At 47.3% G+C, this 15,051-nt stretch carries 12 protein-coding genes; 7 read left to right on the forward strand and 5 right to left on the reverse strand.

Annotated elements, in window-relative coordinates:
• Positions 1–270: 270 nt before the first annotated feature.
• Positions 271–933, reverse strand: a complete 663-nt coding sequence (locus HQRW_RS00225) for a hypothetical protein (protein WP_014554979.1) — start codon at positions 931–933, stop codon at positions 271–273.
• Between the two features lie 206 nt (positions 934–1,139).
• Positions 1,140–1,523, reverse strand: coding sequence for a cupin domain-containing protein (locus tag HQRW_RS00230; RefSeq protein WP_014554980.1), 384 nt, complete (start codon positions 1,521–1,523; stop codon positions 1,140–1,142).
• 118 nt (positions 1,524–1,641) lie between these two features.
• On the opposite strand from HQRW_RS00230, the gene HQRW_RS00235 reads away from it, so the two are divergent.
• From HQRW_RS00235 to thrC, 4 genes are all read left to right on the forward strand, one after another.
• On the forward strand, positions 1,642–1,866 hold the full coding sequence (locus tag HQRW_RS00235) for a hypothetical protein (protein ID WP_014554981.1): 225 nt from the start codon (positions 1,642–1,644) through the stop codon (positions 1,864–1,866).
• Positions 1,867–1,952: 86 nt separating this feature from the next.
• Entirely contained in the window at positions 1,953–2,642 is a 690-nt protein-coding gene (locus HQRW_RS00240; protein WP_011570338.1) for a DUF5828 family protein, read from the forward strand.
• Positions 2,643–2,767: 125 nt separating this feature from the next.
• Positions 2,768–3,151 (forward strand): helix-turn-helix domain-containing protein, encoded by a 384-nt coding sequence (locus HQRW_RS00245; RefSeq protein WP_011570339.1) that lies wholly within the window; start codon positions 2,768–2,770, stop codon positions 3,149–3,151.
• A 177-nt stretch (positions 3,152–3,328) separates the two neighbouring features.
• Positions 3,329–4,594, forward strand: a complete 1,266-nt coding sequence (gene thrC, locus HQRW_RS00250; protein ID WP_011570340.1) for a threonine synthase — start codon at positions 3,329–3,331, stop codon at positions 4,592–4,594.
• A gap of 314 nt (positions 4,595–4,908) precedes the next feature.
• Here the strand turns inward: thrC and serA are convergent, their stop codons facing one another.
• Positions 4,909–6,507 carry a phosphoglycerate dehydrogenase gene (gene serA, locus HQRW_RS00255; protein WP_014554982.1) on the reverse strand — a complete coding sequence of 533 codons (1,599 nt, stop codon included), beginning with the start codon at positions 6,505–6,507 and terminating at the stop codon, positions 4,909–4,911.
• A gap of 193 nt (positions 6,508–6,700) precedes the next feature.
• Here serA and serB point away from each other — a divergent pair, with 193 nt between their 5' ends.
• Positions 6,701–7,336, forward strand: a complete 636-nt coding sequence (serB, locus tag HQRW_RS00260; RefSeq protein ID WP_014554983.1) for a phosphoserine phosphatase SerB — start codon at positions 6,701–6,703, stop codon at positions 7,334–7,336.
• Between the two features lie 580 nt (positions 7,337–7,916).
• Here serB and HQRW_RS00265 read toward each other — a convergent pair.
• Together HQRW_RS00265 and HQRW_RS00270 are read right to left on the reverse strand one after the other, a co-directional pair.
• A complete protein-coding gene (locus HQRW_RS00265) occupies positions 7,917–8,669 on the reverse strand; it encodes an endonuclease NucS domain-containing protein (protein WP_014554984.1) in 753 nt (250 codons plus the stop codon).
• 100 nt (positions 8,670–8,769) lie between these two features.
• On the reverse strand, positions 8,770–11,124 hold the full coding sequence (locus tag HQRW_RS00270; protein ID WP_014554985.1) for a DEAD/DEAH box helicase: 2,355 nt from the start codon (positions 11,122–11,124) through the stop codon (positions 8,770–8,772).
• A gap of 814 nt (positions 11,125–11,938) precedes the next feature.
• Here HQRW_RS00270 and endA point away from each other — a divergent pair.
• Complete coding sequence (gene endA / locus HQRW_RS00275) at positions 11,939–13,159, forward strand: tRNA-intron lyase (RefSeq protein ID WP_014554986.1); 1,221 nt, start codon at positions 11,939–11,941, stop codon at positions 13,157–13,159.
• Complete coding sequence (locus HQRW_RS00280; protein WP_014554987.1) at positions 13,156–14,982, forward strand: tryptophan--tRNA ligase; 1,827 nt, start codon at positions 13,156–13,158, stop codon at positions 14,980–14,982. Before endA ends, HQRW_RS00280 begins: the two co-directional genes overlap by 4 nt.
• The last annotated feature ends 69 nt before the right edge of the window (positions 14,983–15,051 follow it).

The following is a 15,051-nucleotide window of genomic DNA, read 5'->3' on the forward strand; positions in this document are numbered from 1 at the left end:
TGACTACTTGTAGTTCAGCTCCTGTGAACTCACCCGTTGTTTCATTCGTAACTGGTCACCGGGTGACTCGTGAAACTCTCGCTTATTTTCAGAGGTTTTCCAACATCATAGCGAAATATATGCACTCGGTAGCGTATTTCGGATATCCCGATGGGTGTGTTCATGTGAGTGTACCAGTTAATAAATAAACATAATCTCACGAAGTATCAGTTATCCTCTTAATTAATAATTGAGATATAAATGATAACTCCATAGTACATATAATCAGCCTCAGAAGTTGAGCATACCGCGAATCCGACTGATAAGACCGGATTGCTCATCAGTAACATCCTGCCACAGCGTGAAGGCTTGAATAGTATCAGCCTGTTCACTTGCAACGGCTTCTTGACGATCTGGAGCAACAACTATGAGATGAATTTCATAATGACCATAATACCCGAATTTCAATAGATTTCGGTCACGAAATGATGACACGAATGATTCGACACTCTCTGGCACCGTCTCGGCAATAACGACAAAAGTGAATTCAGTCCCAAAATGCTCCTCATCAGGATCAAGCCACGTAGAATCATCCGAAAGATCATGTCCAAGCGTAATAAATCGCTCAACGGTCTCAACATGTGGTCGATCAATCTGAGTGACAAATACATGTTCATGTGTTTCATGATTCGCATAGTCCAGTGCCGGATGGAAGAAATGCTTGTGACTTTCAAGTCGCATTTCGGCATACATGTTAAATGTCTCACCATTGACCTGCTTATTCTGCGTGAGATCATAGTTGAATAATAACCGATCAGAGACACGATCAAGATACGTATCGTCCCACTCAGGTACCCCTGAAAGATCGATGCCTGCTTCCTCAGCCGCTGCTACTGGGTCGACTCTGTCTGTATCCGACTCTGTATTCATTGTCCTGTCCGTGTCAGTAGTCATCTATTCATCTCCCCAGTGGAGCACATATTCATATATCCCTCGGTGTACACACCGACACATAATTGCTTCAATCGTATCTCTGCTGTGGAACCCTCATCCGGTTTAATTGTAATTTGACTTCTCTGATTCGAGACCGGAATTGAGTATATTGTCTGAGTCGAATCTAGCATCGTTTCTATGATGCTAAGTATATTTATATACATCAATTAACTCCCGGTCTCTGGATCATACGCAACAACATCACCATCAACAGCCGGCGCACCAACAGCAAGAGCGACTACATCCTCCTCGGCATCACGAGAGTTATATGATCGCTGTGGGCTCTCTGTATCAACGGTGGGTAATTCTCCAGTCTCAACAGTAACTATTTGTGTAGGTGTTTCAACAGAAAGCGTTCCATGAAGAATGTAGAATGCCTCTTGTTGGCTTTCATGATAGTGGTATGCGAGTGGAAGTTGCTCACCCGGTTCTGCATGAAATTTATTAATTGCAATATTTGAGAGTTCTGTGGCTGCACTCAACCGACGGAGTTCACATGGTCGACCATCGACTGGGGTGACAGTCTCAGGATCGACAACCTGATATCCCATACCTCTCCCTCTGTATCAGCGTAAAAAAGCGCACGGGCGGTCAGGAACCCGTCACGACAGTATGATAATATATTACTGGAGACAAATATTTAATCACAGCAAATAATTATGATAATATATGAAGACAGACGATAATACTGAATCATGTGGTCGTTGTTCAATGTCAGCAGTTGTTGATGCAAGTATCGACACGACCGACCACGATAGTCCGTTTGGTGATAATCGAATTGAAGTTGATGATGAGACGCTTCGGAAAGTATCTCCAGGAGCGTGGCTCAGCACCCTTACAACAAAGCTTGATTCGTTTGCATGGCGTTTTCTCGACAATCGTGATACAAAGTGAGATATTAGCCATCAATTTGTCTTTTTTGACATTTAGACACAGTAGCGTAGTACTTTATATGTCCGGACACGTATATTGCGATAGCGATGCAAGAAAGTGTCTCCGGATTCGAAGTTCGGGGAACATGGGGTGATGTTGTTGAACATGGTGAGCGAATCACTCGTGCACTCCGCGATGCGGATATTGATGGTGAAGCATTTGATGAATGGAATGAATGGCGACCAAAGTCACATGAGCGTCTTGGTGAGGATGTAAGTCAAAAGACAGCCGCACAAGCGAGCGTCAGTGAGGGCAAGGGTGAACGTGCTGGAAAAGCGCCAGATGAAGACCTCCAAACAGCCGGAGAAATGTTGTCTGATTCATATGATCATGTTGAGGCTGGCGAAAGTGACTCTGCGGTTGAACGGTGGTCTGACTCACTTGGATATGTCGCACGAGCGGCCGACTCTGCAGGACGTCGAGCATTGCGTCGTGTTGAAGATACTGTGTACCAGCGTGTGATGACTCAGCTCGCACCATATTATTTTGATAATACATTAATCAGCGCAAATATTCAAAAAACTACCCGTGGAGACGCTGCTGTGGCGTTTATTTTTGAGGTGAATATCAACGATGATGAACTTAAAACTGCTGTTAGTAACCGTCTGACCGACTATGATGATGAGGTAACTCGATGGCACGTTGATACGAAAAAACAGACTGAAACCGCAGAGGCTGCCGAGGGTGTTGAACCCCCGACGTCTACTACTAATCCGCCGAAATCAACTAATAACTAATTTATCATTATGAAAAAAAGCGGGATAGAACCAGAGGCTACCCAATGATCCTATTAACAGTGGTCGCGCGATCCGACATTGATTGACCGACAATCGTTATTTATCTGAGTCTCTATCTATTATGCATGAGTAACGCGCCAGCGATGAGCGACCTGTTGGATACTGATGAACCTGGATTTCAACAGGTGTTGGCATGCGTTTTTGGAATACAACAGCATGAAAGCCGGACATATCTTGTTCTGCTTGACCATCCCGAAAGTACAGTTGCAGAGCTCTCAGATGTACTTGAACGCGACCGAAGCAACGTTAACCGATCACTGACCACGCTGTTGGACAAAGGACTTGCAGAGCGCCAGCGCCGGTTACTTGATCCCGGTGGTTATGTATATCAATATACTGCAACAGAACTTCCGGAGGCAAAGTCACTCCTTCATGATGCGCTCGACCAATGGGTCGAACATGTTCATCAGAGCATTGAGGACTATGGAGATGAACACTCCACATCGTAATTCCTGTTGTGATGTTCTGCGAATATTAATATAAAGCTGCGTTTCCTATACAGAGTATCAATCTGAACCGATACTCCGTGGAAAAATATTATATAAACAACATATACCATCACATCTGGGTTAATTTTGCGCTTCACACCGTCCTCTTTTTCACCACGGGGTTCAGTGAAAGTTATAATGAGTCTTGAACTTAGCGCCGCCGCTCCAGCCATCCCCCCGGAGGCCACCGACGGTGTCTGGCTCGCGGATATCGAAACGGGAGAAACATACGCCCCGTTCGAGGAGATCCGCTATACGAGCGATGAGGATAATTTACTTGAGGTTCGGTATGCCGACCTTCCAACATTTGAAGATTTCCAGGGACAGGGTCGCGGTGTCTGGCGGTATCACGCTGCTCTTCCGTTTGAGAATGGAGTTAGCCTTCCTGAGGGAGATACACCACTTCATCGAGCACCCAGTATTCGGGATGCAGCCGGTGTTCGCTCATTGCGTATTAAACATGAAGGGATGAACCCAACTGGATCATTCAAGGATCGTGGTATGACTGTTGGTGTCCGAGTTGCGAAAGAACTCGGCGTTGGACGGCTCGCTTGTGCATCAACGGGGAATACATCTGCCGCACTTGCCGCATACGGTGCGCGCGGTGGGATGCAAACGCTTGTGTTGTTACCCGCTGGAAAGGTTGCAGCCGGAAAGATCGCTCAAGCCGCACTTCATGACGCCCGTATCTTAGAAGTCGATGGCAACTTTGATGATTGTCTCGATATCGTCCAGGATCTTGCTCGGCGTGGTGAAGTGTATTTGTTGAACTCATTAAATCCATTCCGACTTGAGGGACAGAAAACAATCGGGCTTGAAATTCTCGAACGATTTTACGAGGAGTATGGTCGATTCCCTGATCGAATTATCCTTCCGGTTGGTAATGCCGGTAATACTTCAGCTTTATATAAAGCGTTCCGCGAGTTGGTCCAATCGGGAGCACTCAGACCAAGTGAAGTTCCAAAGCTCACGGGCGTCCAAGCGGCAGGCGCAGCACCAATGGTTGAAGCGGTTGAGCATGGATGGTCGGATATCGAGCGCTGGGATGATGTTGAAACCCGAGCAACAGCAATTCGGATTGGAAATCCAGTTAACGCTCCAAAGGCGCTTCCAGGGATTCGTGAAACCGGCGGCACAGCTATTGCAGTGACTGATGATGAGATTACTGTTGCTCAACGTGATCTTGCACGGGAGGGTATTGGTGTCGAGCCCGCATCCGCAGCCTCTGTTGCTGGATTAAAGAAACTCCGTGGTCGGAGTCGAATCGACAGTGATGAAGACGTTGTTTGTCTTACCACCGGACATCTGCTAAAGGACCCCGATGAAGCATTCAAGGCTGGCGGTAATCCAGAACCCGTTGGCGGTGACACTGACGCTGTCTTAGAGCATATCGGCGCGAATTGACATTACCCAGAATTATACATCATATCGACACTCAAACAGAGAATATCCACTCACCGCATATACAGAGAGTCGAGGCGAGTGCCGCGGAGTTCAGATGTGACTCTGAGGTATTTCAATTACATACTCACAGCATTCTGTGACTAACTGTCCTTTTGCTATGTCATACCGATATGTGAACTTCCCGACCGATCGAGCCTTGATCAATTTGTTGAGGAGGTGAATGAGTACGTAGTCTCGTCCAACGCAAAATCACGCCGACGCCAGCATTGATCAACTTGCAATTGCCCAAATTATACATTCAGATATCGCTTGAGCTATTTAGTATCTGAAGCACCGTTGAGAGTCAAATACCGAACATCAATCATCCGCTCGTCGGCAAGAAGTCGCTCAACAACATCGGTTGGGACAGAATCATCAAGATTGTATATTGTCAATGCTTCACCCCCTTCAATATCGCGTCGTGCGTTGAACATCCCGGCAATATTAATATTATGCTCACCGAGCACTGACCCAATAAATCCAATGACACCTGGTTTATCAGCGTTTCGCGCGACAAGCATCTTACCATGTGGGACTGCATCGACTCGATATCCATCGATTTTCACAATCCGCGGTTCACCTCCAGTAAACTGCGTTCCACTTACCGCAAGTTGATCGTCACCGTTGCTTACCTCGACGGTGACAACACTCTGGAAGTCATCCGATTGCAAACGTTTTGACTCGGTGACATCAATTCCGCGCTCTTCAGCAATTTGTGGCGCATTAACCGCATTCACCTGCCACTCTAATGGTTCAAATACACCCTTCAGTGCTGAAGCGGTGGCGAGTTCAACATCCTCATCTGCGATATCACCCTCATATGAAACCGAGACTGATGAGATACGCCCATCAAGTAGTTGTGCAGCGATCTTTCCGGCTGTTTCTGCAAGGTCAATATATGGGCGAATCCGTGGGAACACACTCTCATCGACTGATGGCGCATTCAGCGCATTCATCACCGGCGCTCCAGCAAATGCAGCATCAATCTGATCAGCGATTGACGTTGCAACATTCTCTTGAGCCGCTTCGGTTGATGCGCCAAGATGTGGTGTAACAACAATATTATCAACGCTGAGTAAGGCACTATCGGGTGCGACTGGTTCATCTGCAAAGACATCTACTGCCGCACCATCAAGCACTCCATCTTCAACTGCTGCGGCAAGTGCGTCCTCATCAACGACGCCCCCACGAGCACAGTTGATCAAATATCCACCATCCATCAATTCAAGTTCTGCCGTTGAAATCATTCCTGCTGTTTCAGATGTAAGTGGAGTGTGGACTGTCAGGAACTCTGCGCGCTCAAGACACGTATCAAATTCAACAAGCTCAGCACCTAGCCGCTCGGCTCGATCCTCGCTAATATATGGATCATACGCAACAAGATCCATCCCAAGACTTTCAAGTCGTTTTGCAACCTCCTGCCCGACCCGACCAAGCCCAACGACACCGAGCGTCTTTCCGTTTACCTCAGTACCAAGATATTCGCTCTTTGCCCACTCACCAGTTCGCAAACGGGCATGTGCTTGTGGAATTGATCGTGCTCCTGCAAAGGTCATTGCAACAGTATGCTCTGCTGCTGCGCGAACGTTTCCTTCTGGGGCATTCGCAACAATGACGCCATGTTCGGTCGCAGCATCAATATCGATATTATCAACCCCAATTCCAGCCCGTCCAACAATAATCAGATCTGAGGCAGCCTCAAAGACAGCTTCATTCACGTCGGTTCCGGACCGAACGACGAGCGCGTTAACGTCCGTAATCGTATTTAAAAGCGCCTCGTCTCCGATGTCATAGGCCGTCTCAACGCTATGACCGGCGGCTCGAAGCCGTTCAAGTCCAGCATCGTCGATTGGGTCCGTGACGAGTACCTGCATGTGCATAATCACATCCCCGGTCTTCGGTTAAACGTTTCTTCATCGGGATATACAGCTGTCTGTGAACTGTTAATTATGTATGTGTGCCAGTTAGGATATAATTCATACAGCTGATCAACAGAAAAATAGCCTATATTTCAATCAGTGCTTATCTAAACGCTAAGCTCAAATCATTGGCTATCGACACCCCAATATGCGACTCATTGCGTTCGACTTTGATGGAACTCTCTCAGACTCAGAGATGACCGTTCTTCTTGGCGGTCGATGTGGTGTCGCTGACGAGATGGAATCAATTACAGATCGTGCAATGAATGATGAACTTTCGTATGCACAGAGTCTCCGAAGGCGTGCTGCACTGCTAGAAGGGCTTGATGACGAGAAAGCTCACAAGGCATTCAACGCTGTCCAACTCCGACCAAGTGCTGGCATGGTCATTGATCGACTTCGTGATGCTGGTCACCATGTTGCTATTTTTACTGGTGGATTCGAACGCGGTGTTGAACAAGCATTAGATAAAACAAATACCACTGTCGATACAATTGTCGCTAATCGGCTTCCGACATCTGATGGTGAGCTCACTGGAACCGTCGATGGACCGCTTATTGATGGGACAAAAAATGACACTCTTTTATCACTTGCAACAGACTGTGATGTTTCACCTGATCGGACCGTTGCCATTGGTGATGGAGCAAATGACCTCCCGATGCTTGAGGTAGCCGGTCTTGCTGTTGGGTTTACTCCAAAGGATGCTGTCCGTCCAGCATGTGACGTCGTCGTTGCCTCAATGGATCAGCTCATGCATGTTTTTGAGGAGCACAATATTATTTAACTGAGCTATAACAGTGAACCGCCTCAACAAGCGGGAAGACAAGGCGACACTGCTCGATCCTCGTACAGATACTATTATCGGTGATTATACATAAATTATTACATATAAAATATTTATATTTATACACTTCATATATAATCCCACAGATTTAGCTACCCAGCGTAATATAATCACGCGGAGCCGAGTAGGTATGGGCAGTTCACCGCGGGATGACTCCGACAACAAAGATATCACCTACGGATTTTATGACTTCCGACAGCATACTGAAATAAATACAGCAGACGAAACCCGAAATGGGGTTAGATCGAGATCTATATTCATAAAAAGCAACCCTGCGTCGAGTGTCCTGCTCACACATGGTGGTTGAGTCAGGTCGATGTCACGGTCTATGAGGTGCAAGCGGATACCCCATCCTAAATATACCATGTCTCCCTTCGGAGATCCGACGCACTACCCAAAAACACAACCGAGACTCCGGCGGTCTCGATCAGAATATGTTGGGGACGCATGATTGGCATGCTATCTCGCGAGAGGAGCCTTGCGTTTTCACCGCGGGAAGGATGTTGATGATAGTATCGGGCTATCCTTCGTCAGTTTTGTTCAGTAACTCACACGTTCCATCAAGACATTGCTGTCCCCGCGATGTCTCGAATATTGGTAATCCGCACGAGCAGACATCAACAACAACACCTGTGGGGATTGCAAACGCAGTCTCGCATGCTGGATATCCACTGCATCCCGCGAGTAATCGACCACTCCGCCGAATAATCTGCATCGGCGCTCCACAGTCTGGGCATGTCCACTCATCATCAAATCGCTCTCGAACAGCGTCATCAAGCGACTCACACTCGCGATCAAGACAGATACTAAACCGTTCGCCAGCTGTTGCTTCGATCATTGGTAGCCCACAACTCTCACAACACTCATCTTGCACAGTTGCACCCTTTGGCAGAGGATATTTGATATCAGAATTGATTACAGTAATCATATTACCGGTCTGAATGAGTGACTCACCACTCTTTGGGTGTCTCCCGACTGGTATACCTGCCTCCGTCACCGGATACTCTGCGTGACCAGTAACTTCGTGTCCAATAATGCGCAGAACCTGTTCACCCGCCCGTGCGGTAATTCCAAACCCACCCACATCACTCTCAACTGTGATTGAATCAGAGCGTGTAAGCCATGCGACAGGCTGATATCCATCAGTGTCGTGAACGAGGACAGTTTGATCAGGTTTAATAATTACAACGACACGTCCACGTTGCGTTTGGTCATCTGATCCCTCAAATGTTGTTGTACAGTCACCGGCAAAGACCCGGATTGTTTTATCCACACCGGTGTTGGGTGCTAATTATAACATAAGCATTCGCGCGAATTTACTTCAAGTAAAACGGATACACGATCCCCTGATTTCACCCGGGGATGACTCGCTGTTATTCATTATCGACCACTGATACTGCTCGTTGCGCACGGACTGGATGTAGTGGCTCCGCCGGAAATGTTATCTCAATCGTAAATTCCAGTTTCTCAGTATCTGCACCGAAAACCCCGACTGGAACAGTTGTTGTATTATCCAGGTATGTCTCTGTTGCTGTCATCTCAATATTATTAACTGTAATACGAATTCCGACATACCCACTACCACCAACATTTCGAATTGTGACCTCACAAATCTCATTCGCGCCACGAGTGATTTCATCAGGGAGCGATTCCCATCTCACATCAATATCGGGAAACTCCCGTGCATTTGTCACGATCTGCTTTGCAACACCTTCAGTCAGTCCTGCGCGCTGGAGTTCCGTTACCCCAGCGTCGATAATGTCCGCTGGACTATGCAACCCACCAGTTGCAAGTTTATTTGCTCGTGTTGCACCAATTCCATCAATAGCAGTCAGCGCAACAGCATCACGCGAAACCCCGTGTTCTACGCGTGCTGCGACCCGGCGTGCTAGACTCGCTGCTCGCGGTCCTGCGAAGGAGTCAAGAAATTCCCGAAGTGCCGAAAGCAGTCGACGGGCGTTCTGTCGGATAATCCATGCATCTGATCGAAGATCCGCAGGTGTTGCCCCATTCATCCCAGCATAGAGGATTGCAAGCACCTTTTTTGACCCATCTTCAAGCTCGGTCGAGATGGACGCATCCGATAGGACCTTATCAATAGCATCAGATTCTGATTGTCGAGCTGAGACAGCATGAAACTCACCTGCACCAGCAACGGTCTCAAGAATCCCAGTTGCGGTGAGTGTCCCCTGATCACAAAGCAAATCAAATCTCTCGGCAGTCGACAATCGCAGGTAATATTTCGAGGTAAGTCGCCCAAGAGTTGTTCCACTGACAGAGAGGTCATCATCCATCTCCACAAATCCCCGGTTGACGAGTGAATCGAGTGTCGACCGCATGCGTTCTTTGAGTGTATCAAAGTCATATGCACCAGGATTTGACTCAGCACGTCGATAGTAGAACGTCGTCTCAAGCCATGTAAGGACGTCATCAAGATCTTTGATAGTCCCCATTGCAATTTCAGCGTTGAGATGTGAATCAAGATCCTCAGCAAGCCGAGATTCGATTTCCTTTCCTTCTGCGAGTAATCGACGATACTTTTCAGCTTCTGAGCGGTCACAAACCACCCACCCGTATCCAACATCATCATAGCTTGGTCGTCCTGCTCGCCCAAGCATCTGTAGCACATCAAGTGGTGAGATATCGACTTCTCCCTCGAGCGGGTCATGATACTTTGTATCTCTGATAACTACACATCGTGCAGGAAGATTCACACCCCACGCTAGTGTTGACGTTGAGAAAAGTAATTGAATTTCTCCAGATTTAAACCATGATTCAACACGGTCACGATCGTCTTTTGCTAGTCCTGCATGATGAAACCCAACACCGTCAGGGGCTGCTTTGCTTAGTGCATCATTTTCTAATTCCTTCGCACTCGTATGGAATTCATACTCTCCACGTGCACCCATTGGAATATCTCGTTGTGCAATTTCATCCCGTGCCTTCCCAGCAGCACGGACCGCGTCTTGGCGCGATGACACAAAGACAAGTGCTTGTCCACCATCCCGGAGGTGTTCCTCAGCACAATCGAGTGCCCGATAGAGTCGTCGATACTTATCTGCAAACGTATTGTCACCGTGGGTGTACAGCTGAATGCCAGTGTGTAGCTCTACCGGACGATAATCCTCTCCAAATTGAAATGTTGTTTCCGACGATGCATCGAGCCACCCAGCGACATCATCAACATTCGACATCGTTGCTGAGAGTGCAACAATTCGGGGATCACACAACCGACGAAGCCGTGACACTGTGACTTCTAAAACACCACCTCGCCTGTCAGAGTCAAGGAGATGAACCTCATCGATAACGCAACAGTCAATATCAGTAATAAACGAATATCGTGCCGAGTCGTGCTTTCGTGTCGCTGAATCGGCTTTTTCTGGAGTCATGACCAGGATATCGGCTCGCTCTGCTCGTCGGGTGTTGAGTTCACGCTCGCCAGTAACGACATACACTGAGTACCCAAGTGACTCAAATCTATCCCACTCGGACTCTTTTTCGTTTGTCAGCGCTCGCAGTGGGGCAATAAACAATGCTGTTCCATTGTGACGCAACGCCCGACATATTGCTAACTCTGCGAGGGCAGTCTTCCCACTAGCTGTCGGTGCAGCAACAACAACATTTGAGTCGGTTTGTAGAATCCCTGGTGCTGCCTCTTGTTGCATTTGATTGAATTCATCGAAACTGAACGCATCAGCAAATTCTGGGACAACATCTGCAACTTTCACGCATTACCCTCCCAATGTGAAATCCGTCTACCAACATGTGTGGACTGATTTTCCCAACGACGTTGATACCTGCTTCGACACCGACATACACAGGCATGTATGAATCTGTATTCGCATCTCGTTTTATTATCCTGCACGCACCACCACCTTCGACTGACTTGACACTGAAATCGATGTGAGCACTGGAATTGACGGTTGTGTCTGTTCTTACACTTATAATATGTATGATAATTACCGCTGATTAGCAGACCTGGAACAGATAGACTCACATTGTTTATCGAGTCCCCAAGCGAAAAAGACGTTTCTTCTTCAATACAGCTATATGAGACATTCCATTTCTATGATAGAGTAAGGATCCGGCTTCCTCAGTCTATCTCAAAGTCTCTCTACGACGTGAATCGGCATATGCTCACATTTAATATGACGATGCGGTCAACGCTGATGTGAATGAGGCGGAGAACATCCATCTCGACATCAACAACACAGAAAGTCACTCCGGATCTTTCGGGTGGCTGTCCGAGGATAGGAGTACCAACTGGTTGCCACAGCCCGAAGTCTCCCTGTATGACTTGTTTACTGGATTCCAACCGCAGGCATAACTTCTAAACTGCCTCGGGGTCAGATCAACATCAGAGCCCCGAGGCATTCGCCTTGCTCATCTGTCGACTGCAAACGGTAATATCCAACCCCACTCTTTGGATTCCTCCACCTTCGGAGGGAAGAGAGTGTCAAATACGTCTGTTCGCTCAGTGAATAAATCACCGTGGAGCGATTGCAACAAAGATAGAAGTCCACTGCGATAATATAAGAATAGATGGAAGGGACACTTGTTGATGGAACTGTTCAGGTTGGTGCAGACGCCAAACAGCGCTTTCATGATGCTCGAGGATACGGGCGCATGCGCGATAGCACAATAGTTGAACTCGCCCCCGTCGAAGCAGCACACTTGCTTGCCCGTGGCGATCTTGAGACAGTCATCATCGATGCATCCTCATCTGCGGGTGAGACAGCTTCGGTAGATGACGTAAATACCACACCACATATCGGTGCATCCGATACGTCTGGACCACACTCAGCAGATGACTCATCGACATATCACGTCGGATTTCGAGGGTTCCTTGCATATACAGATGCAGCCCGTCAATTTGCGGTGTATAAAGATCTCCGTGACCGCGGATTTTATCTCTCACCTGCCCGCTCATCATGGCCTGGTGTTGACCCAGCAGTTGGTAATCAGATCGATTTTATTGTCTATCCACGTGGCATGGGACCACATGATGATGAAGTCGCCCATCAAATCTGCGTCATCGGTGAACGCGAGACTGTGTCAATGTCGACCCTTGGTGATGTTGTTCTTGCAGTTGTTGATGAAGACGGCGAGTTGACATACTTTGAGACTGATTCTAACTCAGCATTCCATGAGGTCATCTCTCATGACGAAGATAATACAGATTCCAAAAATATTGATCCAAGTGAAATCAGTGATAATCGAACAACTCAAGACCAATCATCGCTTCCAGCAGATCTAAGCGCTGACGTGATTCATGATCGCGTCGTCTGTTATGACGCCACTGATTCATTGTATGACGAGAATTTCTATGGACAGCGATTATTCGGTCGTAACGCCGATACAGGTCCAATTCAATTTTCACTTATTGAAGCTGCATACCTTGCCCAGCAGGGTGTAATCGCAGTCGATACAGCCACAATTGTTGCTATCGGACGTGATGTTGAGGGTGAGCGGTTTGACCGTCGTCTCCGTGTGTATGCAGCACTGAGAAATCATGACACTGTTCCGAAAAGTGGATTTAAATTCGGAGCGGATTTCCGCGTTTATACAACATTTGATGGGATCGACTCACTCGATCATTCAACTGATCTCATCCGTGTCTGTCAAACCGATATGAAAATATATCCACGCGATTTATCGTTAGATATCAGATTGGCTGGTGGGGTCCGCAAGCGAATGGTTTTTGCGCTCACCCCAGCCAACGGCGATATACACTGGCTTTCGGTAGCCCGACTCACTTTATGACACGTGACACTGAAGACGACATCACTAACACTGGTTCAGAGACAGAAACAGAAACAAAGACAGAAACAGACGCTGATATTGATATCGAGACCAAGAGTGGATATGCCATTGACATCGGTACGGACGTAGATACTCATAACGATGATATAGATGTAGCAGCTCTCTCTACAGCTACAGCCGTTTCTGATGGGGGTGCAGCGGGCGCTGATGACGTTGCACTTGACCCATGGGGATCCTCCACAGTCTCAGATTATCAAAAACTTTTCACGGAATTTGGAATCGAAACATTTGATGATGTCCTTCCAGCCGTTCCAAACCCGCATTATCTCATGCGTCGAGGTGTTATTTTCGGACATCGCGGATACGACCCCGTTGCTGAGGCGCTACAGAATAACGATCCTGTGGCTGTCCTTTCGGGATTTATGCCAACCGGCGACCCTCATATTGGGCATAAGTTAGTTTTTGATGAGATTATCTGGCATCAACAACGGGGTGCGGATGCATATGCTCTGATTGCGGATCTTGAAGCACATGCTGCTCGTGGACTGAGTTGGAGCGAAATTGATGATCACGCGCGTGATTACCTATTAAGTCTTCTTGCACTTGGATTCGATCCTGAGTCAGGTGAACTCTATCGACAATCAGAGAATCGTGAACTACAGGACTTCGCGTTTGAACTCGGGTCAAAAGCAAACTTCTCAGAGTTTGAGGGCATCTATGGATTTGATAGCGAAACAAATGTTGCATATATGCAATCTGTCATCACACAAATGGCTGATATTCTATATCCTCAGCTTGAAGAACCAAAGCCAACGGTTATTCCCGTCGGTCCCGACCAAGACCCACACGTCCGGTTTGCTCGCGATCTTGCTGCTCGAATGCGATTTTTTAAAGTCACTAAAGCATATGCCAGCTTTGAACTGACAGAGTCTGAACGGGAGCTCGTAGCCGCTGTCTATGATGAGCGTGAAACATACGCTGAAGATGTGTCTCGACCACGGTGTGCAGAAGCAGCGACGTGGCTTGTTGACAATCTAGTGACTCCTGTGGACAATGGTAGTGATGATGCTCGGAACGAGGATACGGACGTTTCACCCGACACACTTGGTATCATAGTTCCCGACGCTGTGATTGAATCAACTATTAAAAAACTAGAAAATGCTGGTATGGAACCACTTCGCCCCCGCGTTCGGTTTCTCGATGCCAACGCGACCGATGAGGCGTTTGAGGCGCTTATTACGGCGATTGATGGTGAGAAGCGACGATATGATGAACATATTGATGCATTTGATCTTAGCGCTGCGGATGCAACTGACCTTGCTCGTGAGGTTGAAACTAATAACGGTGGCTATGGATTTGTCGCGCCGTCATCAATTTATCATCGATTTATGACAGGACTTACCGGTGGAAAGATGTCCTCATCTGTTCCAGCATCACATATTTCGCTTCTTGACGACCCTGAAACGGGGTATGAAAAGGTAAAATCAGCAACGACCGGTGGTCGAGAAACAGCAGAAAAACAGCGTGAACTTGGTGGTAAAGCTGATGAATGTCCTGTGTATGAATTATATGCGTATTTACTTGCGAACGATGATGATACGCTTGCAACACAGGTATATGATGAATGTGTTTCCGGAGACCGCCTCTGTGGTAGCTGTAAAGAACAGGCGGCTAAGCTGATGCAGGCGTTTCTCGAGGAACATCAAGAAAAACGAAAAGAGGTAGAATCATTACTTGAGGATGCTGATATTTCGTTGATATCTGATCGACGAACCGTCGCACCAAGTGACACTGCTGATTCAACAGATAACGAAAACACATAAATCACACATAGCTATCAATCAACAGTATTAGTCGATTACAACCAATATAATATCGTTAGTGAATCGGTC

The organism is Haloquadratum walsbyi C23, assembly GCF_000237865.1.
Lineage (GTDB): Archaea > Halobacteriota > Halobacteria > Halobacteriales > Haloferacaceae > Haloquadratum > Haloquadratum walsbyi.